The sequence below is a fragment of the Mycobacterium paraintracellulare genome (assembly GCF_000276825.1).
Classification (GTDB): domain Bacteria; phylum Actinomycetota; class Actinomycetes; order Mycobacteriales; family Mycobacteriaceae; genus Mycobacterium; species Mycobacterium intracellulare.
The window spans coordinates 1805310-1830476 of the sequence record NC_016948.1 but is presented as its reverse complement, the minus strand read 5'-3'; the positions used below and the strand labels follow the sequence as shown (position 1 = coordinate 1830476).

At 63.0% G+C, this 25167-nt stretch carries 23 protein-coding genes; 11 read left to right on the top strand and 12 right to left on the bottom strand.

The genetic code is table 11. The features are described 5' to 3' along the window. Window positions 1–232: 232 nt before the first annotated feature. Both OCQ_RS08610 and OCQ_RS08605 read right to left on the bottom strand, forming a co-directional pair. A complete protein-coding gene (locus OCQ_RS08610; protein WP_014384315.1) occupies window positions 233–1297 on the bottom strand; it encodes a spirocyclase AveC family protein in 1065 nt (354 codons plus the stop codon). A gap of 1 nt (window position 1298) precedes the next feature. Further along, a complete protein-coding gene (locus OCQ_RS08605; protein ID WP_009976100.1) occupies window positions 1299–1547 on the bottom strand; it encodes a hypothetical protein in 249 nt (82 codons plus the stop codon). 339 nt (window positions 1548–1886) lie between these two features. Here OCQ_RS08605 and OCQ_RS08600 point away from each other — a divergent pair, with 339 nt between their 5' ends. Together OCQ_RS08600 and OCQ_RS08595 are read left to right on the top strand one after the other, a co-directional pair. Beyond that, complete coding sequence (locus tag OCQ_RS08600; protein WP_009976099.1) at window positions 1887–2645, top strand: SDR family oxidoreductase; 759 nt, start codon at window positions 1887–1889, stop codon at window positions 2643–2645. A gap of 29 nt (window positions 2646–2674) precedes the next feature. Then, on the top strand, window positions 2675–3478 hold the full coding sequence (locus tag OCQ_RS08595; RefSeq protein ID WP_009976097.1) for an SDR family NAD(P)-dependent oxidoreductase: 804 nt from the start codon (window positions 2675–2677) through the stop codon (window positions 3476–3478). 7 nt (window positions 3479–3485) lie between these two features. Here the strand turns inward: OCQ_RS08595 and OCQ_RS08590 are convergent, their stop codons facing one another. Genes OCQ_RS08590 through OCQ_RS08580 form a run of 3 tightly spaced genes read right to left on the bottom strand, consistent with a single transcriptional unit; the run spans window position 3486 to window position 6834 of the window. Then, entirely contained in the window at window positions 3486–4481 is a 996-nt protein-coding gene (locus OCQ_RS08590) for a hypothetical protein (RefSeq protein ID WP_014384313.1), read from the bottom strand. A gap of 34 nt (window positions 4482–4515) precedes the next feature. Further along, window positions 4516–5580, bottom strand: a complete 1065-nt coding sequence (locus OCQ_RS08585) for an NAD(P)H-dependent amine dehydrogenase family protein (RefSeq protein WP_031351582.1) — start codon at window positions 5578–5580, stop codon at window positions 4516–4518. A gap of 15 nt (window positions 5581–5595) precedes the next feature. Beyond that, window positions 5596–6834, bottom strand: a complete 1239-nt coding sequence (locus OCQ_RS08580) for a cytochrome P450 (protein WP_009976092.1) — start codon at window positions 6832–6834, stop codon at window positions 5596–5598. A 131-nt stretch (window positions 6835–6965) separates the two neighbouring features. Here OCQ_RS08580 and OCQ_RS08575 point away from each other — a divergent pair, with 131 nt between their 5' ends. Beyond that, a complete protein-coding gene (locus tag OCQ_RS08575) occupies window positions 6966–8024 on the top strand; it encodes an NAD(P)H-dependent amine dehydrogenase family protein (RefSeq protein WP_014379726.1) in 1059 nt (352 codons plus the stop codon). Here the strand turns inward: OCQ_RS08575 and OCQ_RS08570 are convergent. Further along, complete coding sequence (locus OCQ_RS08570) at window positions 8016–9158, bottom strand: ABC transporter substrate-binding protein (protein WP_009976088.1); 1143 nt, start codon at window positions 9156–9158, stop codon at window positions 8016–8018. The genes OCQ_RS08575 and OCQ_RS08570 overlap by 9 nt on opposite strands. Window positions 9159–9303: 145 nt before the next feature. Between OCQ_RS08570 and OCQ_RS08565 the strand changes: the two genes are divergently transcribed. From OCQ_RS08565 to OCQ_RS08545, 5 genes are all read left to right on the top strand, one after another. Continuing rightward, on the top strand, window positions 9304–10428 hold the full coding sequence (locus OCQ_RS08565; protein WP_009976085.1) for an NAD(P)H-dependent amine dehydrogenase family protein: 1125 nt from the start codon (window positions 9304–9306) through the stop codon (window positions 10426–10428). A 55-nt stretch (window positions 10429–10483) separates the two neighbouring features. Further along, entirely contained in the window at window positions 10484–11116 is a 633-nt protein-coding gene (locus tag OCQ_RS08560) for a TetR/AcrR family transcriptional regulator (RefSeq protein WP_009976084.1), read from the top strand. A 118-nt stretch (window positions 11117–11234) separates the two neighbouring features. Next, the gene (locus OCQ_RS08555; protein WP_009976083.1) at window positions 11235–12515 is read left to right on the top strand and encodes an amidohydrolase family protein; all 1281 of its coding nucleotides are present in this window, start codon (window positions 11235–11237) and stop codon (window positions 12513–12515) included. 16 nt (window positions 12516–12531) lie between these two features. After that, window positions 12532–13302 (top strand): SDR family oxidoreductase, encoded by a 771-nt coding sequence (locus tag OCQ_RS08550; protein WP_009956543.1) that lies wholly within the window; start codon window positions 12532–12534, stop codon window positions 13300–13302. A 22-nt stretch (window positions 13303–13324) separates the two neighbouring features. Then, window positions 13325–14488, top strand: a complete 1164-nt coding sequence (locus tag OCQ_RS08545; protein WP_009976079.1) for an NDMA-dependent alcohol dehydrogenase — start codon at window positions 13325–13327, stop codon at window positions 14486–14488. Between the two features lie 10 nt (window positions 14489–14498). Here the strand turns inward: OCQ_RS08545 and OCQ_RS08540 are convergent, their stop codons facing one another. Both OCQ_RS08540 and OCQ_RS26525 read right to left on the bottom strand, forming a co-directional pair. Beyond that, on the bottom strand, window positions 14499–16118 hold the full coding sequence (locus tag OCQ_RS08540) for a thiolase C-terminal domain-containing protein (RefSeq protein WP_014384310.1): 1620 nt from the start codon (window positions 16116–16118) through the stop codon (window positions 14499–14501). Further along, window positions 16115–16360, bottom strand: a complete 246-nt coding sequence (locus tag OCQ_RS26525) for a hypothetical protein (RefSeq protein ID WP_009976077.1) — start codon at window positions 16358–16360, stop codon at window positions 16115–16117. The genes OCQ_RS08540 and OCQ_RS26525 overlap by 4 nt, the downstream gene beginning before the upstream one ends. A 7-nt stretch (window positions 16361–16367) precedes the next feature. Here OCQ_RS26525 and OCQ_RS26520 point away from each other — a divergent pair, with 7 nt between their 5' ends. After that, window positions 16368–16631, top strand: a complete 264-nt coding sequence (locus OCQ_RS26520; protein WP_009976076.1) for a hypothetical protein — start codon at window positions 16368–16370, stop codon at window positions 16629–16631. Window positions 16632–17255: 624 nt separating this feature from the next. On the opposite strand, the gene OCQ_RS25630 is transcribed toward OCQ_RS26520, so the two are convergent. From OCQ_RS25630 to OCQ_RS08520, 4 genes are all read right to left on the bottom strand, one after another. Beyond that, on the bottom strand, window positions 17256–17969 hold the full coding sequence (locus tag OCQ_RS25630) for a TetR/AcrR family transcriptional regulator (RefSeq protein WP_080588006.1): 714 nt from the start codon (window positions 17967–17969) through the stop codon (window positions 17256–17258). Between the two features lie 39 nt (window positions 17970–18008). Next, window positions 18009–20873, bottom strand: a complete 2865-nt coding sequence (locus OCQ_RS08530; protein WP_080588005.1) for an MMPL/RND family transporter — start codon at window positions 20871–20873, stop codon at window positions 18009–18011. Further along, window positions 20870–21301 (bottom strand): MmpS family transport accessory protein, encoded by a 432-nt coding sequence (locus OCQ_RS08525; RefSeq protein ID WP_014384307.1) that lies wholly within the window; start codon window positions 21299–21301, stop codon window positions 20870–20872. The genes OCQ_RS08530 and OCQ_RS08525 overlap by 4 nt, the downstream gene beginning before the upstream one ends. A gap of 909 nt (window positions 21302–22210) precedes the next feature. Further along, a complete protein-coding gene (locus OCQ_RS08520) occupies window positions 22211–22828 on the bottom strand; it encodes a TetR/AcrR family transcriptional regulator (RefSeq protein ID WP_041784885.1) in 618 nt (205 codons plus the stop codon). 302 nt (window positions 22829–23130) lie between these two features. On the opposite strand from OCQ_RS08520, the gene OCQ_RS08515 reads away from it, so the two are divergent. Next, entirely contained in the window at window positions 23131–23460 is a 330-nt protein-coding gene (locus tag OCQ_RS08515) for a DUF732 domain-containing protein (protein WP_041784884.1), read from the top strand. A 582-nt stretch (window positions 23461–24042) separates the two neighbouring features. Continuing rightward, window positions 24043–25098, top strand: coding sequence for a hypothetical protein (locus tag OCQ_RS08510; protein ID WP_139826617.1), 1056 nt, complete (start codon window positions 24043–24045; stop codon window positions 25096–25098). Window positions 25099–25167 lie beyond the last annotated feature (69 nt).

Here is a 25167-nt window from a genome sequence, read left to right as displayed (position 1 = left end):
AGAGCCGACCCGCATCTGTGCCGACCTTGCTCGGTGTCGACACCTTTATCCCGACAAGGTCCAGTGCCGGATCGAGAATCGTGGCCCGCAACGCTTCTCTTCCCGTGAGACCCGTACCGATGTGGACGACTCGATGGCGGCCGAAACCGTGGTCAGTCATCACCGCTGCCTCCGATCAACGAAATTGCGATTATCGATTCGACACGCTGGTGGGGGACCCTTCGGATCGGGCTCATGTGTAGAAGGGCCCCGGCTTGCCCGATTCCTCGAGATGCCCATACGGGTCGTATACCTTGACATTCGGATACGGGTTCTGCTCATATGCGGGTGCGGACAGCCCCGCGACCCGTAGCCCGGACAACACCGCCAGCGGTACCCCGAACGATACGAGGCCCGCCGAAGCCGAAACGAGGAGCTGGCGCGTCAGCGTGACCTGTTTGCGGCCCGACCGCGCCGGAAGCCGGCGGGCGATCCGGTTGATCAGCACCAGCTCGCCCCCTTGGTCGCGGACACACATGACGGCAACCATCGCGAAGATGAACGAGTCGTACACCGCCATGATGAGCGGGAAATGGATGTGGCCGATCCGCAGCGTCGGGCCCACCGCCTCGGAGTAGTAGAAGATACCGAACCTCAACCAGCTGAACTGGACGAACCCGTTGAGCGGTATGGCGATCACGAACGCACCGAAGAAAACCGCGGCAAGCCGATGGCGCGCAAGCCAACTGGTTCTCCGGACCATAGGATCCAAGAAGCGGTCGTGCAGTTGCAGGATTCCCAGCCCATTGAGTAGGTAATAGGCCGCGTAACCCCCCAGGAATGACAACGCGGGCTCCAGGTTGGGCGAGATGTTCATATACGGCCATGACCGCGGGAAGTGCAGCATGCGCGGGTCGAACATCGCGAACGTCGCCCAGTTAGCCAACGGATCCAGTGCGCCGGTGATCAGGCCTGCGAACGCGATTACCACCGCCCAATGCAGCCTGCGCTGTCGCACCGAGAGCCACACCAACGATCCGATCAGGCCGAGCGCCATCGGAATGGAACTGAAGGCGACTACCAGCGGCCAGTTATCGAACCCGAGGAAGGGCGGATATGGCACGGGGCCCGGGGTGGGATTGGTGGTGCGGGGATCCCCGTGAGTGCCCGTTTGAACGGTCGCGACGGTCAATACCGCGAAGGCCAGGTAAGCGACGGTGAAAAGCCCCCACCCGGCCCTGGTCAGCAGCGTTGACGCGCTGGCATCAACCGGTTCGACGGAGCCCGTAGCAGTGTTGGAGTCAACGGTATTCGCCACGTCATGACCTCGCAGGGAGGGAGGCCTTGAGGATGACTTCGATGATGGTGCCCTTGCCCGAGCGGTAGTCGTCGCAACTGGTGAGATCGCGCGCGACGCCCTCGGATCGGCTCAGCGCACAGAATCCATACTTCTCGTGGTGGTAGAGGGGCAGGGCATCACGCATGCGCTGCCACACCGGATACGGGGCGTCGTCGATCTCGAAGTCGGACGGGTGGAAGTACGGCTGGCCGCCCACGGTTTGCGTCACGCGGTCGTCCTTCCTTACCCGCCGAGCAGGTCGTCTCGTCGAGAGTATTCGCTATCGCAAATCGCAAACAAGCCTTCCGCCCAGTTTGGTCAGACTTTGCCCGTGACCTCCGCGGGTTTGCCGGCGGTTTCTTTTGCTGACGGACACGCGTCCCGTTCGTCGCACCGCACATGTCAGCGCCGATCGACGAAAGGCAGCACAGCTGCCCCGGAACCGGCCGTTTTGCCCGAGTCGAGCGCGGCCGATCCGGCCCGCCTGAGAATAATGATTCTCATATGCGAGAATCAAGGTAGTGTCGGCGCAGCCGTCAATCATGAAAACATCCAAAGGAAGCAGGCAATGAGCGACCGGCACTCCAGCATCGCGGGGACGCGGATGTTGATCATCGGGGCATCGTCCGGCATCGGGCAGGCGTTGGCCCTTGCCGCCCACTCCAGGGGTGCTGCGGTGGCCCTCGCCGCTCGGCGGGTAGACCGCCTTTCGGAACTAGCTGATCGGCTCGGTGGAACGGCCCACGAACTCGACGTGTCCGATCCGCGCGCCATCGAATCCGTCATCAGCGCCGTTGCCGCCAACTTCGGGAAGCTCGACGCAGTGGTTTTCACCAGTGCAGTGGTGCCGTTCGCGCTGATCGAAGAGACCGATGTGGAGACCTGGCTGCACGCGTACGCCGTCAACGCCGTAGGGGCCTCCCACGTACTGCGGACGGCCCTCCCCCACTTGACCGACAGCGCGACGGTCGTCATCGCGTCGAGCCACGATGTAGGCCGCCCCCGCGCGGGTGTGGCCGCGTATCACGCGAGCAAGGCCGCGCTCGACGAGATCTTGCGCTCCTGGCGGGCCGAACATCCCGAGATCGCCGTGATCCGGGTCAGCGTCGGCCCCACTTGTGACACCGAGATCCTGCGCGGAGCCGACCGGGACCTGCTGGCCGATCTATACCGCGCCTGGGCGCACGGGGGTCAGATCCCGGACGAGATGTCTACGGTGGAGGACGTGGCCAACGCAATGCTTTCCCTGATCGCGATGTCGCGCGCCAACCCGACAGTGGTCAGCGAGATCGTTCACCTGGCGCCCCGAATCATCAAGGGCCAGTAGCCCTTCACAGCACCTCAGAGGACGGCTCAATGGACCTGGGTTTCGCCGGCGCCACCGCGGTTGTCACCGGAGGCAGCAAGGGAATGGGGCTGGCGATCGCCGAGGGGCTCGGCGCCGAGGGCGCTTCCGTGGCGATCATGGCGCGCGGCCAGGCCGCCTTGGACTCGGCTGCGAGGCAAATCCGCAGTGCGGGAGCTCCCGAAGTGCTGACGATCAGCGTCGACATGTCCGACACCGAATCCATCGCATCGGCGTTCGCGTCCGTTGGTCATGCCTGGGACAGCCTGAACGTCCTGGTGCACACCGTCGGACCGAACGCCGGCGCATTCGAGGATCTCGATGACGACGACTGGCACGCCGCGTTCGAACTGGGAACGCTCTCCGCTGTGCGCTCGGTGCGGGCCGCACTGCCGATGTTGCGAGCCGCCGAGTGGGCCCGCATCGTCACCCTCTCGGCGCACTCGATCCAGCGCCAGAGCCCGCGCCTGGTGGCTTACACGGCCACCAAATCAGCCCTGTCCAGTTTCACCAAGAACCTGTCTAAAAGCCTTGGCGCCGAGGGTATCCTGGTCAACTGCGTCTGTCCCGGAACCATTGTGACTGCTAGTTTCACCGAGACGCTGAGGGAAGTGCTTGCCGCAGGGGGGCTGGACTCATCGGATCCCAAGCATGTGATGACATGGGTCGAGCGGACGTACGGCCATCCCTGCGACGTCGGTCGTGCCGGTTTGCCCGAAGAGGTCGCATCCGTCACCGCCTATCTGGCGTCACGACGAAACGGCTACGTGACGGGGGCCACCGTCAACGTCGACGGCGGGTCCGACTTCATCTGATCCGTGGTCAGCCGAGTCCGCGCGCCAGCGCGAACACGGCGGTGGCCGCGTCGAGAAGTTCCGGTGTCAGCATGTTTCCGGCGTACTCGACCCAGCACCAGCTTCGCGCCGGCCGCGCACCCGACGAGATTGCGGTCACGGAACCGAAGACGTGCAGCGGGCTACCGCTGGATTCGAAGGTGAAGGTGTAAGAATCGGCGCCGATGGTCGCCTCGAGCGCGGACATCCTTCCGGCCTGGTTGAAAGTCGGCTTCGCAACGATATCCGTATGCACCGTGGTGACACCGTCTTTCAGCTGATAGCCCGGCCCGAAAGCCACGCCGTCGCGCCCCTGCCAGAAGCTGCCGCCGCCCAACTGCCCATCGTCGAACTCATGCAGCCAAGACACCCACATGCCTTGCAGGTGACGGGCGATCGGGAGTTCGGTGTACACCTTTTTCGGCGGACCGTACGCGAAGTCCTGGTGTGCGTAGCCGGACACCTCGACACCGTCGACCCTGCCGGTGGCGTACATCAGCTCATGGCGGTAATAGACATCGTCGTCGATGCCGCCCTGGGCGGGCACGTGGGTGAGGACGATGTCGCTGACCGTACGACCGTGGATCTCCCATCGATTGCTGGCGTCATACCAGTGAAACTCGTTGGCGTCGCGTTCGATTCGCCCGCTCGGATACGATAGCCGCACCGCCTTACCATCGTCGACGTACTGCAGCGGCTCGAACCAGTCGAGCGTCGAGTACTCCGGATAGAGGTGGGGCGCCTCGGCGCCAAGGTCTTTCGGAAGCGAGCGAAAGCCGCAGACCGGAGACACGACGTGGGTCATTCCGGTGAGGAAGTCGTCGCATCCCCGCACCCCCCAGTAGTTCTGACCGGATGCGTCGGCGACGACTGCGCCGAGCCAGATTCCCGACAGTCCCATGCCGGGACTCGGGACCCATTCGCGCCGGTAATGGGTCAGGGACGGTGCCTCGCGAAGGACCTGGAAATCAATCGATTTGAGCACTCAACTCTCCTCGCATAGTTGTAGGTGTGGGCGCCTACGTCGCGGGCACGACGCCGCGCTCAGTCCAGTGCGCGACGAACGGGGTGATCGTCGACAAGTCGTAGAGCCCCGGCTCAGCCGCGATCACGGCGGGGATGGCGTTGATGGCGTGCATGGCGGTGGCCAGACAGCCCTGCTCGGCATGATCCTCCCCGTGGGAGCCGATCACGAGTTGAAAAGTCATGTTGGGCTTGCCCTCGAAGGTCACCGCATAACCGATCTCCGTCGGCCAGTCGGGGGCCAGGTCGTCGGCCATCCTGGTGAGGTGTTCGACGGCGAGGGTGGTCTCGCCGCAGTCGACCACCACTCCGAAGCGCATGGCGCCCACGGTTCCTGCCGGAATCTCCCCGGCGGCCACCGTCAGCGCCCTCGGCGTCGTCACGACCTCGCGGAACCCCTCGACGGACCGGATATGGAGTCCGAGCGCCTGCGCAAGGACCGTCGCGCTGCCGATCCATGCGCTCGCGGCATAGTCGGTGTTGGTCAGCAACGGGGCGGGATCATCCGGCGCATGACCGAAGCCCATCGCATTGAAGATCAGGTCGTGGCTGGCATAGGTCGAGTAGTTCAGCACCTCCCGCACACTGATCCGGTTGGTGCGCTCGGTCAGCCGGGACAGGATCGGCGCGAGCGACTCACCGACGAAGCCCGGATACAGGCCTAGCCCCAGAAACGACGAACCGCCGGTGCGGCAAGCTTTTTCGATGGCGTCGGCCAGCGATTCGTGCAGTGAGCGGGGATGAACAAACCGACTGCCGGTGGCTACGACATTTTTGCCCGACGCCAAGAGATCACAGACATCGGCGAAGCAGCCCGGCGTGTCGGTCTCGACTTTTCCCATGTAGAGCACCACGTCGGCATCGGTTCCGATGATGGTGTCGCGATCGGCGGTCGTCAACACTCCCGCTTCGGGGACCCCGCACAGCGCGCCCGCGTCGACCCCGGCTTTGCCCGCGTCGTAGACCCGCACGCCGACCAGTTCCAGGTCCGGCCGGCTCAAGACGTGACGCAAGGACATCGTTCCGGTCACCCCGGTGGCCCACTGGATCACGCGAGTCATGTCAGGCGGCTTCCTCTAGTCCCATACCACGTCGAGGCGCGACGGTGATCGAAACATGGTGCCGGTCACGTAGGGCGGCGGGGCGTCGGGGTCCAGCCGCAGCCCCGGGAGTTCGTCGAGCAAGGCGTCGAAGATCTTGGTGCTCTCCAACCGCGCCAGGTGCATTCCCAGGCACACGTGCGCGCCATGACCGAACCCGATGTGCGGCTTGCGCTCCCGGAAAATGTCGAAGGACTCGGCGTCCTCCCATCGCGTCTCGTCATGGTTGGCACTGCCGAGGTTGACCATCATCGTCGAACCCTTCGGGATATGGAGCCCGAAAAAGTCGATGTCGGCAGTGACCTCTCGGATGAAGTTGAGCAGCGGCGTCTCCCACCGGATGCCCTCCTCGATCGCCTGCGGCAACAGGCTGCGATCGGCGCGCAGCGCATCGAGCTGGTCGGTGTGGGTCAACAGACCCAGCGCGAGGCTGGCTGTCGAGCGCGACGTGGTCTCTGCTCCCGCGGGCAAGAGATTGCGCATGAATCCGTAGATTTGTTCATCGGACATTTTGACGCCGTCGATCTCGGCCCGAGACAGGATGGTCACCATGTCGTCCTTCGGCGACTTGCGCCGGTCGGCGAGGACTCCGACGAAATACTCCTTCATCTGAGCCGAGGCCTTCATCGCCGTTTCCATGTCGGCACGAAAGCCCAGCAGGTCGATGGCCAGCCGGTGAAACTCGCCGACATCGGATTCGGGCAAGCCGAGCAGGGCGGCGATGATCCGGACCGGGATCGGCATGAACACCGCATTGACCACGTCGGCGCGCTTGTTGTCGCGGAACTTCGCGATCGTGCGGTCCACTAGGGGCCCAACGAGTTCGGTGTCCCAGCGTTTCATCGAGGACCTGGCGAACGCGAATTCGTGCAATCTGCGATACGTCGCGTGTTCGGGTTCCTGCATTTCCAGGATCGTCGGGCCTTGCAGCGGTCGCACCATGTCCTCGTAGATCCGGGTGCTGAACGTGATGTTGTCGGTGAAGACGGCCTTGACCGCGTCGAACGAGTACGCCGTGAATGTCTTCGTGCCGTCCGGTCCGTCCTCGGGGACGCCCATCTCCGGCCAGCCGGGGTGAACGGCCGCCTTCCGCCGCAACTCGCGCAGCAGCGGGTAGGGGGTCGCGGCGCCGTCGGCGCCCATTCCGGCGTTGAACTTCTCCTGCGCATCACGGATGCGCTGCTCGATGTCGCCAGCAACCGCAGGCTCCGTCACGTGCCCACCTCCCGTACGACCGTTCAACCTACACCTTGTCGGTTGCAAACCTACATCATGTAGGTTGAACCAACCAGAACTCGGGGAAGTCCGAAAGAGCAACCTGGAGCGTTCGATTGGTTATTCGAGTCGTGCAATGGGCGACCGGCGCCGTCGGCCGGGCCGCACTGCAGGAGCTTATTGAAAACCCGCGTTATCAGTTAGTGGGCGTGCTCGTGTACGACCCGGCGAAGGCCGGCCTCGACGCGGGTGTGCTCTGCGGGCGGCCACCGACGACGGGTGTGATCGCCACGACGGACAAGGACGAGATCATCGCCCTGGGCGCCGATGTCGTCGTGCACGCGGCCAGCAAGGCCCACGCCGTCGAGACGAACGCTGCGGACATCTGCCGCCTGCTCGCGGCGGGTAGCACCGTCATCACCACCACGTCGTACAACCACCTACCCACCTACGGCGAAGAGACCGAGGCAATGTTCGCCAGGGCGTGCCGAGCGGGCGGGTCACGCTTTCACGCGGCGGGTGAGAACCCCGGTTTCATGTTCGAGCGGCTCGTCGCGACGGTGACGGGGCTGAGTAAGTCCATCGACCGCATCGACCTCTACGAGGCCACCGACGTCTCCGCCGTGGACAGTCGGCCGATGCTCGTCGACCTGATGGGCATGGGCAGACCGCCGGAAGACGTCAGCATTGACTCCCCGATCATCAAGAAGCTCGACATGGCCTACCGCCAGGCCCTCAATGCGACGGCCGACGTCCTCGGGATCACCCTGTCCCACATCGACGTGGCGGTCGACGCCACCACACTGCCCCACGACATCGACGTCCTGGCCGGCACGATCGAGGCGGGAACGGTTGTCGGGCAGCGATTCTCGTGGGTCGGCCACTGGTCGGGACGCCCGTTGCTGGCCATTCACGAGGAGTGGGTGCTCACCCGCGACCTTCCACAATGGGGCATGGCTCCATTGGCGCCCGGCGAAAAGGCGCCGCTGATCCGCGCGGTCATCAAAGGTGAGCCCAGCTTTGAACTCCAGCTCGACGTGGCATTCGACGGCGCGCCATCGACGGGCCAGCACGCCATGCCAGGTCACCTGATGATCGCGATGAGCGCGGTTCGCGCCATACCGTACGTGCTGGCCCGGCCACCCGGTGTCGTGACAGCACCGGTGTTCGGCGCGATCCAACTAGCCTGAGGCACCACCGACCGCGCGGGCGATGTGGTCGCTGGGCGCCGCATGGAAAACGTGCGCGCTGCCGTCGGGCAAAACCCTTCGGGCCACGAGATAATCGGAACCCATCCACCCCTGTCGGATGAACCGGCCGAATCGCAGGAACGTTCCCGGCGCGCCGCTGGCCGACGGGACGAGCTTCACCTGCTCCATCCCGTTCTTCACACCCTCCCCGGTCAACGGCCGTGCCGCGGCGAGACCACGCACGATCACGGTGGCCGCGTCGTGCGACAGGCCCGGCATCGAGTGTCCGGGCCGGCGACCGTATCGCGCCTCGAAGCGGTCGAGGAAGGCCTGTCCGACCGTGTTGCGCTCGTCGTAGCTGTCCAGGCCGATCCATCCGGATAGGTGCCGCCTCCACTCCGCGCTGATGTGTGCCATTTCGAACGCCGTCGTCGTGTATCGCGGCGGATCCCAGCCCGCGGCGCGCAGCGCATCCGTGAAGCCCCACAGCCCGTGCCCGAACCCGACGTGCACCAGCGCGTCGGGTTCCGCCGCACGCAACGCAGTGACCGTCTCGGACTTGTCGGCTTCGACCTGGGGAATCGCCACGGTCGCAACGACCTTCAAACCCGCGGCGTCGTAGGCTCTCTCGGCGAAGGCGAGGTACTCCTTACCGATGAGCGATGCCTCGTAGGCAATGGCGATGCGCGATCGACCGTCGCCGATCATCACCGCGGCCAGCATCACCGGCTCCTCGGGCATCGAGCCGTTGTTCAGTGCGAAGCACCAGTCGCCGAGCGCTCCCTCCGATCCCGACAGAGTGACGATCGGAACCCGCGCGGTGGCCTCGACGTGGGAACGCAGCGGCACCACGTTATCCGACACCCACGGCCCGAAGATCGCCAGGCAACCCTCCGCGACGAGCTCGTCGAAGGCCCGCTCGACCACTTGGTAGGTCCCGTTGGGCAGGCCCACCACATTGCGGGTGACGAGTTCGATCGGCCGGTCGATCAGTCCCGAGGAAAGGGCTTCATCCATCACCAGCCGCAGCGCGGCGACGCTGTCGTTGTCGGTGTCGCCGGACGTCGGATAGTCGTTGAGCAAGCCGACTTTCAGGGGAGCGACCGAACCGTATGCGCGAACCTCGTCTGCCATAGCGGCAACATACAGTATGGAGGTTGAGGCCCACCGCGCCACCGCAAACTCGCACCCGCCGAAAATGGTGGTTTACGAAAAGTGCAAAGCGAACTTTCGGCATGTTAGTTTTTCCGAGCGGGGGATCACATCCGGAGGAGACGGAATGACGCTCACATCGACGCAGGAGTCCCACGCGCCGTCAATCCAGAAGAAGTACCGCGTGATCCAGTGGGGCATGGGTAATGTCGGCACGATCGCACTGCGCCACTTCGCACACAACCCTCTCTACGAAGTGGTCGGAGTGCTTTGTAATCGCCCGGAGAAGGTCGGTAGGGACGCCGGTGAACTCGTCGGGGTAGGACCGATCGGGGTACACGCAACCACCGATAAGGCCACCTTGGAGACACTCGACGCCGATTGCGTGTTCTACGCGCCGCTCTGGTCGGACGTCGACGAGATCTGCCGACTGCTCCGCGGAGGAAAGAGCGTCGTTGCCTCGGGTGGTGCGTGGTGGCATCGGACCGAAACCAACACCGCGGACATCGACAAGATCGAAGCGGCGTGCCAAGAAGGCGGTACTTCGTTCCACGGAGGTGGCATCCACCCCGGCTACGCCGCGGACCTTCTCGTTCTGACGCTAGCCCGGATCGTCGGCAAGACCGACCACATCCACATCTACGAGGCGGTGAACTTCAATAAGGACACCCTGAAGTACTTGGACGAGATGGGGTTCGGAAAAACCCCGGTCGAATTTGCGAAGGGAAATCTCTTCCAAGACGCGTGGTCGTTGTTCGCACAGTCGCTGACGATGGTTGTCGAAGGGCTGGGTAAAACCGTGGAGAAGTTCACGACAGACGTGCAGCTCGGCACGGCCACCCGCGATATCCCGTACGAGGGATCCCCGGACATGGACATGCCCGGCCTCAAAGGTGTGATCAAGACGGGCACCGTCGCGTCCCAGCATCATCTCTGGACGGCGTGGGTGGACGGCAGGCCATTCATCACGCTGCACGAGCTCTACTCGTTTGTTGAACACGACGCCATCGAGCCGAAACCTGATTGGGAGCCCTACTACCACTACCGCGTGGTGATTGACGGCGACCCGGGAACCGAGCTGATCCTGCGGGGCAGCGAAGATGCACGAGACCACGCGAAGCCCGGCTATATCGGCTACGCCTGGACCGCGATGGAACCAGTGAACGCCATCCCCGCCATCTGTGATGGCCCGCCGGGTTTCAAGTCCCACGCCGACCTTGGGCTCATGACTGTTCGCGGGATCGTGCGCTGATAACACCTGGGCACGCCCCTCAACATGCAGACTGAATGTTGCTACGATCATCGGCATGGCGCAGCGCGGTGGTGCGGACGATGATCGGCGTGCCCGTGGCGAGCAGACTCGCCGCGACCTGATCGAGGCGGGCCGGGAACTGTTCGTGGAGCACGGATTCTTCAACACGAGCATCGGTGACCTCGTGGCGAAGTCGGGCGTCGGCACGCGCGGTGCCTTCTACCACCACTTCAAGGACAAGGCCGAGCTGTTTCGGGCCGTGTTCGAAGACGTTGAGAACGACCTTACGCTGCGGTCCATCGCCACTCCCCCGCCCGGCACGGACCCGTGGGAACGGCTCACGAGCGGTCTGCACGGATTTCTCGAAGCCGCAACGGAGCCCGCCGTGCAGAGGGTGATACTCGTCGACGGTCCGGTGGTGCTGGGCTGGCAGACCCTGCGCGAAATCCAGGAGGGCAACAGCATCGCCCTCATCAACGAGTTGGTCCGCGAGGCGATCGCAGAGGGCATCATCGACGACCAGCCCGTCGGGGAGCTGACGCACATGCTCGTCGCGGCGCTCGAGGAGGCTTCACGTCTGGTCGCGCATGCCGCAAATCCCGCCAGGGCACGCCGCCGAGCCGCCAAGGTCCTCGACCGGCTGTTGCTCTCGTTCGCCGTAGCGCCCCGAAAAATATTGCGGCGGTAGCGTTTCTGGATTTGCTCATGGTCAAAGGCTACCGTTCTGAAAATGTACATTTCCGTAATTGAATATAGTTCCTCTACAACCTGATAGTCTCGCTCTCAACCTCTGCACAAGGAGTCCCATGCAGCCCGAAGAGATGATCCTGGTGAGCGTCGACGACCATCTGGTGGAACCACCGAACCTGTTCGAGGGCAGGGTTGTGAACACGTACGCCGACGAGACGCCCCGGGTGATCCGGCAGTCCGACGGCTCGGAGGTCTGGACGTTCAACGGCGCGATCATCCCCAACATCGGCCTCAACGCCGTGGCGGGCCGCCCGCGCGAGGAGTACGGCATCGAACCCACTGCCTTCGACGAGATGCGCCCGGGGTGCTACGACATCCACGAGCGAATCAAGGACATGGACGCGGGCGGTGTGCTCGCGTCCATGTGCTTCCCGTCCTTTCCCGGCTTCGCGGGCCGGCTGTTCGCCACCCACCCCGATAAGGACCTCGCGCTCGCCGTCACCCAGGCGTACAACGATTGGCACATCGACGAGTGGTGTGGGTCGTATCCCGGACGCTTCCTGCCCATGGGATTACCCGTACTTTGGGATCCGGAGTTGTGCGCCAAGGAGATCCGTCGCAATGCCGAGAAGGGTTGTCACTCAGTGACCTTCACCGAGAACCCCGCCACCCTCGGCTTCCCGAGCTTCCACGACGACTATTGGGATCCGATGTGGCGGGCGCTGTCGGACACCAACACGGTGCTCTCGGTCCACCTGGGCTCGTCGGGCAAGATCACGATGACCGCCGACAACGCGCCCATCGACGTGATGATCACGCTGCAGCCGATGAATGTCTGCTCGGCGGCCGCAGACCTGTTGTGGTCGCGAGTCATCAAGCAATTCCCCGACGTACGGTTCGCGCTCTCGGAGGGCGGCACCGGGTGGATCCCGTATTTCGTCGACCGCCTCGACCGCACGTACGAAATGCATCACCTGTGGACGGGCCAGGACTTCGGCGACAGACTGCCCAGTGAGGTCTTCCGGGAGCGCTTCCTGACCTGCTTCATCGCCGATCCGATCGGGGTCAAGCTGCGCCACGACGTCGGCATCGACAACATCGCCTGGGAGTGCGACTACCCGCATTCCGACTCGTCGTGGCCCGCGGCGGCCGAGGAACTCGCCCTCGTCATGGCTGGGCTGCCCGACGACGAGATCAACAAGATCACCTACGAGAATGCGTGTCGGTGGTATTCGTTCGACCCGTTCGAACACCGCACCCGAGAGCAGTGCACGGTGGGCGCCCTGCGTGCCGGTGCCGGTGACCACGACGTCGAGATCCGCAGCTTCGACCACGGTCGGTTCGAACGCACCGTGGGCTCGACCCTCGGCTCCGTGAGTGCCAAGCTCGATGTCTGACAACGGAAATCAACCGATGCGGGTCGCCGTCGTCGGCGCCTCCGCGGGCCTCGGCCGATGCATCGGCACCGGGCTCGCCCAACGCGGTGCGCACGTCGCGCTACTGGCGCGTCGATACGACCGGCTGGTCGAGGCCGCCAAGGATGCCGGCAACGGCGCGGTCGCCATCGCGTGCGACGTCACCGTCACCGACAGCTGCAAAAAGGCGATCTCCGAGGTTGTCGGCGCGCTCGGCGGTCTTGACGCCTTGGTGTACACGACCGGCATGGGTGTGTTGGCTCCACTGCGCGAGGTGACCGCGGAACAATGGGCACAGTTGTTCGCGACCAATGTCACCGGCGCCGCGCTCGTCACCGCGGCCGCCGCCCCGCATTTGGCGGCGACGGCCGGCTCTGCCGTATACCTGTCCTCACTGAGTGCGTCCTACACGACGCCGTGGCCGCTGCTCGGGGCCTACTCGGTTACCAAGAGCGCCTTAGACAAGCTCGTTGAGGCCTGGCGTATCGAACATCCGGAGATCGGCTTCACCCGTCTCGCCGTGGGCGACAGCCTCGGCGGCGCCGGCGACGCGCAGACCGAGTTCAACAAAAGCTGGGACCCCGACGCTCTGGAAGCGGCCATCAGGTACTGGATGGAGAACAAGTACATGGTGGGGGGCCTCGTTGACGCGGAACACCTGACCGAGGTCGTCCATTCCGTGATCCACTGCGGCAACAGCAGTTTCATCCCTTACCTGACACTGGCCCCGCGCGCCTCCGACGCGGTGAAGGAACTCCGCCAATGGTGAAACCCCTAACGAAAGAGACGCAATGAAGTCCAAAGCAGCGGTGTTGCGCGGTGTCGGTGTGGATTGGGAAGTCACCGAAGTGGAGCTCGATCCGCCGCACGCGGGCGAAGTGCTGGTCAAGATGGCCTATGCGGGCATCTGTCACTCCGACGAACACTTCTATACCGGCGACAGTGTGCCGACAGCGGAGATGGAAGAGATGATGCGGGCGTCTGGCCTTCCGGTGCCCGAATGGTTCCCCATGCTCGGAGGACACGAGGGCTCCGGTGTGGTCGAAGCGGTCGGGCCCGGGGTGACATCACTGAAGCCCGGTGACCATGTGGCCATTTCGTTTCTGCCCGCCTGCGGCAATTGCCGATGGTGCGCCAGTGGCTACACCTACCTGTGCGACGTGGGCGCCGACATCTACAGCAAGGCGATGACCACCGACGGCACCCGCCGTCGCCACCTCGGCGGCGAAGACCTCATGGCGATGATGCAGGTCGGCACCTTCTCCGAATACGTGGTGGCCTCCGAGCGCTCGCTCGTCAAAGTCCACGACTGGATCCCCCTAGAGGCCGCCTCGCTGGTGTCCTGCGGGGTGACAACAGGATTCGGGTCGGGATCGGTCGCGGCGGGTACCCAAGCCGGCGATACCGTCGTCGTGGTCGGTGTCGGCGGAATCGGCATGAACGCCGTGCAGGGCGCGAAAGTCGCCGGCGCCAAGCACATCGTCGCCGTGGACCCCAACGAGTTCAAACGCGAGATCGCGCCGACGTTCGGGGCCACCCACGCCGCTGCCGACATCGGTGCCGCGCTGGAACTGGTCAAGGAGATCACCTGGGGGGTGATGGCCGACCGGGTCGTTCTCACGCCCGGGGTCGTTCCGGCGGACATGATAATGACGGCGATGATGTTGTTGCGCAAGGGCGGAACCTGCGTGCTGACCGGGATGCCGAAGATCACCGACCTGATGGTGCCGATCGTCCTCACTGACATGGTCAGTTCGTGCAAGACGTTCAAGGGGGTGCTCTACGGCGAGATGAACCCCCGCGAGGCCATGCCGAAACTATTGGCGATGTATGAGGCGGGGCTGATCAAGCTCGATGAGCTGGTCACGCAGAAGTACAAGCTCGATGACATCAACGAGGCCATGAAAGACCTGCGCGCGGGCAAGAACATCCGGGGCGTCATCGCCTTCGAATAGCGTCGCGACGTCACGTCGCGCGGTGCAACAGCATGACGCCGGATGGAACTCCCCCACCGGTACTGACGACGGCGGTGCGTGCGTCTTTGACTTGGCGGTTACCGGCCTGGTGGCGCAATTGCAGCACCGCTTCGTAGAGGAAGCCGAATCCGTGCAGGCGTCCCTCGGACAGCTGGCCGCCGTGCGTGTTCAGTGGAAGCTCGCCGTCCAGCGCAATGCGCCGGCCGCCATCCAGCCATCCCTGGGCCTCGCCGAAGCCGCAGAAACCCAAGGCCTCGAGCCACGACACGCAGTTGAACGTAAAGCCGTCGTACAGCAGGGCAAGGTCGACGTCCTCGGGCCGCAGATCAGTTCTGCTCCACAAATGCGCGGCCTGGCCGATGACCTGGGGCTCGTGAGTGAGCGTCCCCTGATCCCACGAGATACGTTCGGCCACTTGCGTTCCGACGGCCTCACAGCGTATGGCCGGTCGCGGCAGATCACCGCCGATCGACGCGTTGGAGACCACGACCGCGATCGAACCGTCGCAGGGAACGTCGCAGTCGTAGAGGCCGAACGGTGACGTGATGGGCCGCGCGGCGAGGTAGTCGTCCATGGTCATCGGTTCGCGGTAGATGGCCGACGGGTTGAGCGCGGCATTGCGCCGCGCGTTCACGGCGATCATGCCGAAGAGTTCCCGATTCGCACCGTATCGATGCAGATACTGGTTGGCATTCACACCGATCCAATTGGCCGCCGAGGCGGCGCCAAACGGCAACGACCATTGCTGGGGCCCCGATACCCGTCCGCCGCCCCCGTGTAGTCGAAGCGCGGCATACGTCGATTCCCACACCGTCCGAAAGCACAGGACGTGTCGGCAAAGGCCCGCGGCCACCGCCATCATCGCGGCTATGATCGCGCCACCCTGGCCGGGTAGATCCATGCCGCCGTTGATCCACGTGGGATGTATGCGCAAAGCCTCCTCGACGGCAGCGATGCCGCCTTCGCTCATACCCATGCCCACGGGTCCCGGGTACGTCGAAAGACCGTCAATATCAGACAGTTCCAAACCGGCATCGGCAACCGCGGCAAGACATGCGTCCATCGTGAGCGACAACGGATCGACCATCAGCCGGCGGCCGGTGGCTGACCGGCCGATGCCCGATATCACGGATCGATGCTCAAACCGCTCCGTCGTTACCGGCTGACGCGGAACGGGAGAAGCGGGCGGCCCCAGCAGGTCCCGCTCATCGGTGCCACCCGTGGGTTCGAACAGCGGGATCCAGACGTCGTCAATGTTGTCGAATCGCACGGAGACGCGCTGGCCGACGTGCACCTCCTCGGGTGAGCAGCCGACGATGTTGGTCGTCAGGCGCACCTCGGCGCACTCGTCGAGTGCGACCACCGCGATGACGTAGGGCGGCTCGAATCCGGGAAGCCATGGATGCTCGTTGACCGTGTAGCCCACCACCGTCGCACGACCGGAAACCACGGCGGGTTCAGCCGATGTCGCCCGGCATGATGGACAGATCGGCACCGGAGGGTGCACGTACGTATCGCACTCGCTGCAGTGCTGGATGCGTAGATGGCCATCCTTGCCGGACGTCCAGAACCATTGATTCCACGGTGTGAGCTGCGGCAGCGGTCTCATGCCTTGCCCCCGGGCGCACGCCGGTCGCGAAGGCCGTCAGCTTCCGTGAGTTGCCGCCGCGCTATGGGAGGCATCCGCGCCGGGTAGCTGCGAATATATTCATTCTCATAATTGCAATTGCCCATTGTCGCCATAGTCTCACATCGGTCGGCCCAGCTACCGGCCGGCTGGCCGATGCGCATCAATTCGAGGTTGTCGTCGTCCATGGTCAACGAATGATCAGCGACGACCGGCTCGAGCATCGGCCGGTTGCAGTGGGTATTGGTCGGGCTTAGTCGTGGCCTTGACCTGAACGTGGTGGACCGCAACATCATTCAATTCGATCGCGAAATCGACGATGTCGTCGTTCGCGTCATCGGTATCTTTGAGCATCGGTTCCACGACCAGACCCGCGCACGGAATCAACTCGGGGTGTTCGCGCAGGTGTCGCAGAAAATACTCGAGCGTCGCCAGGTACTGATATTTGAGGCCGTAAGCCGCAGCAGAACCTCCGCCCCAGTAGTCATGAGCTGACTTGTCTTACGGCCAGACGACGATCCACGGGTTCAGCCGTCTCACTCAAATGTCCAATTGGACATCAAGTGGACATTTCATTTGAGAATTGGAAACGGGATTTGAGAACCTACAGCTTTCGTCGTCGTTGTAGGTTCTCATGTCAGATGTCATATCGTGCTCCTCCGACCTGCGGTGATGCCAGTTGTCTCACATCGTGTCATCTGCGTTTTGTCTCATATTCGTGTCATTTTTTCAGGGGACTGCATTTGGGTCGCTTCGGCAAGCCCTGGTCATCAATCGGCGCGGCCGTCAGCATGAACACCATTGCGTCACGTGACAGCGGCTAGAGGGTGGACACTTCAGCGCAGAAGTTGGTGAACGTCGCACTACATTATGGTAGCTGAAACACGTTGTCCGAGAACGGTTCAGCGCCATGATTCAGGGCCATAGATATCTACATTATCCATGGCAACCCACCGCCTTTTGCATCAGATGAATCACTTGTCGTGTGCCAGGAACTGCGGTTAGGGCCCTCAACCACCACCGAGTTGGCCGCCACCGTGGTCGATGCCATCGACAACTTTTGTGACGCCGAACGCCGCCACAGCTAACTCGGTAACGTCCGCCTACTCGATCCCTCAACTACTCGCATAACCATGGCTCGAGACAGCGGGGGCAAATCAAATGAAACTCATTCAGTGGGAACAGGCCAGGTTGCCCAGCTAGTGGGTTATTGACCGCGGGCAAGATGAGCGTATCGATGGCCTGGCGCACAAATTCGGCACCGACGGTCTGTCCGCTGACGACGCGTAGCAGCCCCATCGCGGTTAGGACGTCGGTCACTAGAGACCAGTCGCGTGCAGAGGATATTTCGCCTCGGGCCGCGGCCTGGGCCAGAACGGCCGAAAGGACGCGTCTGCCTTTGAACAGAATCAGGTCATCGAGCGCAGATGCGAGGTCGGGGTCGTGGGAGGCCTCCAGCGCGACTCGCAAGACGAGGTCGTTGCTGACCAAAGTGTTGTCGTTACGCTCGGCTCGTTCGACGATGGCATCGAGGTCGCCTGCCAGGCTGCCGGTGTCAGGTGCGTCGGTACTGAGCAAATCGGGTCGCCAATACACGAGAGCGTCTGTGATCAAGGCGGCTTTCGAGCACCATCGCCGGTAGATTGCAGCCTTTCCCACACCGGCACGCGCGGCGATGTCGTTCATGTTCGTGGCGTCATATCCGTGCTCTGCCAGAGCAGCCAGCGCGGCGTCAAGAATTGCTGGGTCGCGTGAGCGGTCCAGTCGCCCGACAGTGCGTTGGCGCAGCTTGAATTCCGGTTGCGCCAGAGGTTCGGACCTGTCAGCTGGCAACGTCGTTCTCGTCAGCAGAGCAGAGCGGCGTAGCGGGTTTCACCTTGAACTTAATTGTGGAATGGGGGCGGTGCGCGCGTCCTCCTCGGGTCCGTCAATCTTCTTGGTGCGGAAGGTGTTGAGCGGCCACCAGAACCAGTGGCCTAGCACCGCGGCGATCGCCGGTGTCATGAAGGCCCGCACGATGAACGTGTCGACGAGTAGGCCCATCCCGATCGCGGTGCCGAACTGCCCGATCACGCGCAGGTCGCTGACGATCATCGATGCCATGGTCGCTGCGAAGATCAGGCCGGCCGCGGTGACCACCCGGCCCGAGGCGCCCATACCCCGGATGATGCCGGTCTTGAGGCCGGCCGGGATTTCTTCCTTCAGCCGGGAGACTAGCAGCAGGTTGTAGTCGGACCCCACGGCCAGCAGGATGATGACCGTCAGCGGCAGCACGATCCATTGCAGTCCGAGCCCAAGGATGTCCTGCCAGAGCAGCACGGACAGACCGCAGGCGGTGCCCAGCGATGCCAGCACCGTACCGACGATCACCAGGGCGGCCACCAAGCTGCGGGTGATCAGCAGCATGATCGAAAAGATCAAGATCAGGGTGGCGATGCCGGCGATCGTCAGGTCGATGATGACGCCGTCCTGCATATCGCTGTACATCGATGCGGTGCCCGCCAGATACACCTTCGCGGACTCCATCGGAGTGCCCTTGATGGCGTCGGCAACCGCCTGCTTGATTCCCTGGACGTGCCGGATGCCTTCAACCGAAGCGGGGTCGCCCTGGTGGGTGATGATGAACCGCACGGCCGTGCCGTCTGGCGAGACGAACATCTTCAAGCCGCGTTTGAAATCGGGGTTTTTGAAGACTTCTGGTGGCAGATAGAACGAGTCGTCATTCTTGGCTTCGTCGAAGTACTGCCCCATCAGGGTGGAGCCCTCGGCTCCCTCCTGCATGTGTGCCTGGATGCCGGCCATCGTGCTGTGGGTGGACACCAGGAAATCGCGCATCGTTTTCATCGAGTCGATGGTCGCCGGGAAATCGGCCAGTAGTTTGGGCATCAGCTGGTCGATGCGGTCGAGATCGCCGGTAAGACCTGATATTTGGTCGGCAAGCTCGTCGATGCCGTCCAGCGTGTCGAAGAGGGAACGCAGAGACCAGCAGACGGGAATGTCGAAACAGTGCTTTTCCCAATAGAAGTAACTGCGAATCGGTCTGAAGAAGTCGTCGAAATCGGAGATGTGGTCGCGCAGCTCGTTGGTGGTGTCGACCATCTCGTGCGTTTTGCCGACCATGCTGTGTGTCGTGGCGGTCAAGTCTTTCATGACCCCGTACATGTGCTCCATGATTGCGATGGTGTGGCTCAGTTCGTCGGCCTGTTGCAACATCTGCGCCGTGTTGTCGTTGTTGAACTTGGCGGTTTGTAGTGTGGCCGAATTTTGCATCGCGATCTGAAACGGGATCGAACTGTGCTCGATCGGCGCACCCAACGGTCGGGTAATCGTTTGCACCCGCCCGATTCCGCGTTCATGGAAGACGGCCTTGGCGATCCTGTCGATGACCAGCATGTCCGATGGATTGCGCACGTCGTGGCCGGCATCGACCATCAGCAATTCCGGATTCATCCGGGCAGGGCTGAAGTGCCGCTCGGCCGCCGCCTGGGCGACGTTCGCCGCGATGGTCGGCGGGGTGTATTTCCTGTCGTTGTAACTCGGGATGTAGGTCGTCAGGCTCACGAAACCGATTACTGCGATAAAAAAGGTCACGACGATGATTGGTTTCGGCCACCGGGTCACGAAAGTGCCGACTCTGCGCCAACCGCGTTCGGAGACCTCACGTTTCGGATCGAAGAACCCGAACCGGGACGCGACCGCGAGTAGCGCGGGCGCAAGTGTCAGGCCCGCCAGCATCGTGACCACCAAGGCGATCGCGCACGGGACTCCCATGGTCTGGAAATACGGGAGCCGGGTCGCGGTCAGGCACAAGCAGGCGCCCACGATCGTCAGACCCGAGCCCAGGATGACGTGCAACACGCCGTGGTAGGCGGTGTAGTACGCCTGTTCTCGATCTTCGCCACGAGACCGTGCCTCGTGGTAGCGGCCCAACAGGAAGATGAAATAGTCGGTCCCCGTGGCGATGGTCAACATGGTGACCATGCTGACGGCGTACGGGGTAAGGCCGATGATGTCCAGATTGCCGGCGGTGGCCACTACCCCTTCGGCGGCGTAGAGCTCGAAGCGGACCAGTACCAACGCGAGCAACGCGTTCTTCAGCGAGCGGTAGATGAAGAGCAGCATCACGAAAATGACAGCGATCGTAACGGTCGTCATCAGGTCCATGCTGTTGTGCGCGGCGATGAGTGTGTCGGTATTGAGCACGGTGTTGCCGGCCACATAGGCCTTGACGCCCGGCGGTGGCGGCACGCTCTTGACGATCTTTCGCACCGCAGCCACCGAGTTGTGGCTGGGCGTGGTGCCCTGAGCGCCGTCGAGGAAGACCTGCACATAGGCGGCCTTGCCGTCCGGGCTTTGGGAGCCGGCAGCGGTCAGCGGATCACTCCAGAAATCCTGGACGTTCTGCACATGCTTGTCGGCCTTGAGCTTCGCGACGATCTTGTTGTAGAACACGTGCGCGCTGTCGGCGAGCTTGTCGTCGCCTTCCAACACGACCATCGCCGTGGAATCCGTATCGAACTCTTTGAACTTGTGGCCGATGGTCATCATGTCTTTAAAGGCGGGCGCCTGCACCGGAGTCATGGGCACCGAGTGCTTGCCCGCCACCTCGCCAAGCGACGGCGTGAACAGCGTGGTGCCCAGCGCGACGAGGAGCCAAAACAAGATGATCGGCACCGCCAGCACGCGGATCAGACGGGCAATGCGGGAGCGAGAAGGTTGCGCTGTTTCGTTGCTCATACCGATTTCACCAAGCAGTAAACGAAGGGAAGGAATTCATCGGAGCTGCGGTCGTCGCGGACCTGGTCGTCGACGATGACCCGGCATCGAAGGTGACGCATGCCCGTGCCCTGGGCAACGATGTTGGCCGACATCGACGGCAGAGTCGTCACGATCGTGTACGACCACGGCAGTGCGGCGTTCTCGACGAGATGGGGTTGTCCGTTTTCATCAAGATAATTCGCATTGACAGTCCCCCCCGCTGGTGCCGTGATCTCGTAGGTGATGTGCTTGGGATTGAAAGGCTTCGTATCGGCATAAACGTCGCCTCCCCCGACAGCGGTATTGGCACCGAAACTGGCACGGACGCGCAGGACCACATAGGAGCCGAGCGCGACCACGACGACAAGAAGCAGCGGTATCCACGCCTTCTTGAGCAGTCGAAACACCCACCATCTCCTCACTAACGGCTACCGAAAAAACCCACAAGTCATCGGCGCGTGGTTCGAACAGGCTCGACGTACCCGACCGCACCGATAACGGAACCTGAGTTCCATCAGCGGTTGCGCCAAGGACTTTACCGCATCACCGAGCGCTCCGCCGACGAAGGCCCGTTCGGCCGTCCTCCGCTGACTGTTCAATGTCGTTCGGGCAGTAGCGATTCGCTGTTACAGGCACCTGTTGTGCATTAGGCGGCTCAGCGCCGGTCTTGCATTTTCGAACGTCACCGCCCCGCAGTTCTACCCGCGAATGGTTCAGCTACTGCGACTGCCTCACCGTGTTCGACGTACGTCCGCCAACACTCAGGGCATTGTGAAATCTATTGCGCGCTAGCACAACTGATGGTCTGCACACAGCACGTCATCAGAGATGAGGCGCTCATCTACTGGAGGCGCTTGACCCATCATTGACACACTTCATCGAAGAAGCATCCGTGAAGCGAAAACCACAACGACGAGCAGACTAACATATTTTCTAGTTTTTGTTAAAAACTCACGGGCTGCCGAAGTGGCGTGGACACCTACGTCGTCGTCGTGGGCTTCTCTGCCGAACGGCGCGAAGGTACGCGACGGACAACCTGATCCGAAACAAAATCTACGACTGGGAAGCCACCGCGCGCTCTTCGCATAATCCATCGACCATCCCACGCTGCCGACAATACCGAACATCGATTAAAAAATTGGGGCGACGAACGTCGGATGTTTCCGACCGTGATCGCCTGCGACTCGCACTCATCGGCGCAGCAGCCGCACGCAGCATCGCCGGCACATGATGTGGCGACCGCTCGTCAGGCATCGTTGCATGGCGATGCGCCATCAGCCGTGCGTTGGTCAATTTCCGGGTGTGGCCCCCCAGAGTCAACCTTCTAAAAGAACCGGACGTACCCGGTCGATAACGGCGAGCATCCCCTGATAGTCCTCAACGTAACCCGCGTAAAGACCCAACCCGCAAAGCATCACCAACAGCGCTTCGGCCAACGCCGACGCGTCGATATCCGTGGCGATGTCGCCGCGGTCCACTGCGTCGGTGACAACGTAGTTAAGAAATTCTCGGCAGATCCGCACAGTATCGTTCTGGGTGCTGGTCCACTGCGGATGGCGCTGCGATTCGAGTATGCCGTTGACTAACAGCGCCGATCCGGCAGGACAAGCCAAGTTCGCGCTCACCGCCGCGGAGATGAACGCATTCAGCCGGGCCGCAAGCGTGGTCTCGCGTTGCGCGTGGTTGATACCGGCCCCAAGGACAGATTCGTTCGTGGCGTTAAGCACCACGCGGTACAGCGCTTGCTTGCTCGGAAAGTAGTGGTTGATCGCCGGTCTGGTCAGTCCGGCGCGTGCCGCGATGGCTTGAATCGTTGCACCCTCGTAGCCCCGCTCGCTGAAAACTGAGCGCGCGGCTTGCATGATCCGCGAGCGCGTATCGTCAACCCTCGCGGCTGGCGGACGCCCTGGCCCTCGTTTCCCCGATCCCGGCATCGGTTGAGTTTGCCACCTGCGCGGTGTGGCGTTAACGCATTGGGCGCAATCCCTTTTAACGGTTCGTCCTGGCATTCAGCGGCCACCAGAACCAGCGGCCCATGACGGCCTCGACGCATCATGAATGACCGCACGATGAGCGTGCGCCATCTGACAGATTCGAAAACGCATTCGAATTTTGCAGATGGCGCACCCTCGGACCTCGTACGCGGCGCCGACTGCGCACTGACGAGTCGATCTGCGGACACGTACTGCACCGAATTCGCGCCAATCTGGGGGCGGATGGTCGTAGGATCAGTTGCATGCGAAGGAAGCTCGCGGCGATCGCCGTTCTACCCTTGATGATCACGCTTGCGGTGCCAGTACAGGCGGAACCCGATGACACTGGAAACGTCGCCAACTACCGCGTCTTCCTTCAGGCGATCGCTCAAGACGGCATAGTGATCGACGCCCATCAAGCGATCCGTGAAGGCCAGGCCGTGTGCAAGGCCATGGCACCGCCCGACGGTGCTTCGTTGTGGGATGCCGGGCAACAGGTGAAGTCGATGCATTCGGACTGGAACATGGACACGGCCTTGCACTTCGCCGACCGGTCCGTTCAGAACATCTGCCCGAATAGGGGTACGTTCTAGCAACGGATCTGGGCGCGCCTCCGGCGAAGCCTAATCGGATCGGTCCGGCGCCGTCGATCACCTTGGGCACGAGACGGAGTCGACGATCATGCGGCTGATCGTCTCCGGTTGATCGATCATCGGTCGTGGCCGACGTGGTGAATCCGGATCAACTCAGCGCCGGGCACTGGCGCGATGATCGGCCTGTCGCCACCGCGTTGGAAAGGTCGCTCCGATGACGGTGCCCGGCCCGAAGAAGCGTCGAACAGCGCCGAACTGCGGCACCGAATTACGGTCGACCAATCCTCGCCGAGGCCTGTCTGGAAACGCCAGGTTCACTAGCAGTCGTTCGACGGCCTCGAGTAGTCTTGAGCCAGCATGTCCCCGGGGCATCGCCGAACGCGCCATGCCATGCGGCGACGCGCTCGGCCCTGTCGGGTTCCCTCGATGGTGCGCCACGTGGATCATCATAGGGATGGGAGCCGAGCGGATACAACCTAGATGAATCGTCTGTTTTGAACCTAGAATAAACCGCGGCCGAAAGCCGCAGGGCCGCGTGGCCTCGGCTCGGTGCTTCAAATTGCAAGCCAAATGGAGGAAGTGATGTCGCCAACGCCCCCAAAGCGAGTTCTGCGGGGACCGAACCCCTTCGGGGTTCTCGGCGAATACGATCTCCTCCATCCGGTTCAGCACGACGTTTCCGACTGGAGCGAGACCATGTACTTCCACATCTGGTCACCCGCGGAGGGCGTCGGGTTATTCGTCCACATCGGGAGATGGCCCGGAGATCTCGATCTGTGGTGGGGACAGGTCATCGCGATGCTGCCCAACGGAGAGCTGCTCGCAGACCGCTCCTGGGGGCGAGCGGCCGACGGCCGGGGGCCGGCGACCGGAAACGTGAAGGTGACGTGTGTTGAGCCGCTGAAGAAGTGGAAAGTCACCTTCGACGGTGCTGGAGAACCGACCACCAGGGCCCGGATGGCGGTGGGACCGGTCGGCGCCGGTAGGGCCACCGCATTTCGTTTCGACGTCGAGCTGGACGCTGCGGCCCCCGTGTGGGATATGCACGCCGCCTTGGGTTTTGAGAATCTCAGTTGGGCGGCGTTTCATCACACCCAGGGCTTTCGGTGCCGGGGGTCACTGAGCGTCGAGGGGGACCGCCAATGGTCGCTGGACGGCGTCGCGCATCGCGATCACTCCAGCGGCCCGCGGCACTTAGCCGACTTCGGTGGGCTGAACTTCTTCGTCGCGGTATTCCCTGACTGCGGGCGAGTCGCCAACGGTCTGGTGAACTGGCGGCGCGAAGGCCAGGTCGACATCCGGATCTCCACCGTGCAGCAGGACGAAGTGTGCACGATCGGTACCGACCTGACGATCACGGGTCTGAGCGACCTGGCCACGCACGAACCGCACCACCTGACGCTGACCGTCGGTGTCGACCCGCCAGAGGTATACACCGCGGAGTTCCTTCACGGCTACACGCTGACGCTGCTGGAACCGAACGTGAACGTCAACGGAGCTGCCATGGAGGAGGAACACGACCCACTGCTCGTGACACAGGGCGCAATGAAATTCACGGCCCCCGACGGCCAGGTGGGATGGGGCGTCGTCGAACGGGACTACCGGCGCTCGTTCCTGCCGTCTCCCGAGGCGCGCTGACTGCGGCGAGTCGGCCGCGGAGTCGGCCTGCCCTTGCGGCCGGTCGGAGCTCGATCGATCGAACCGTAC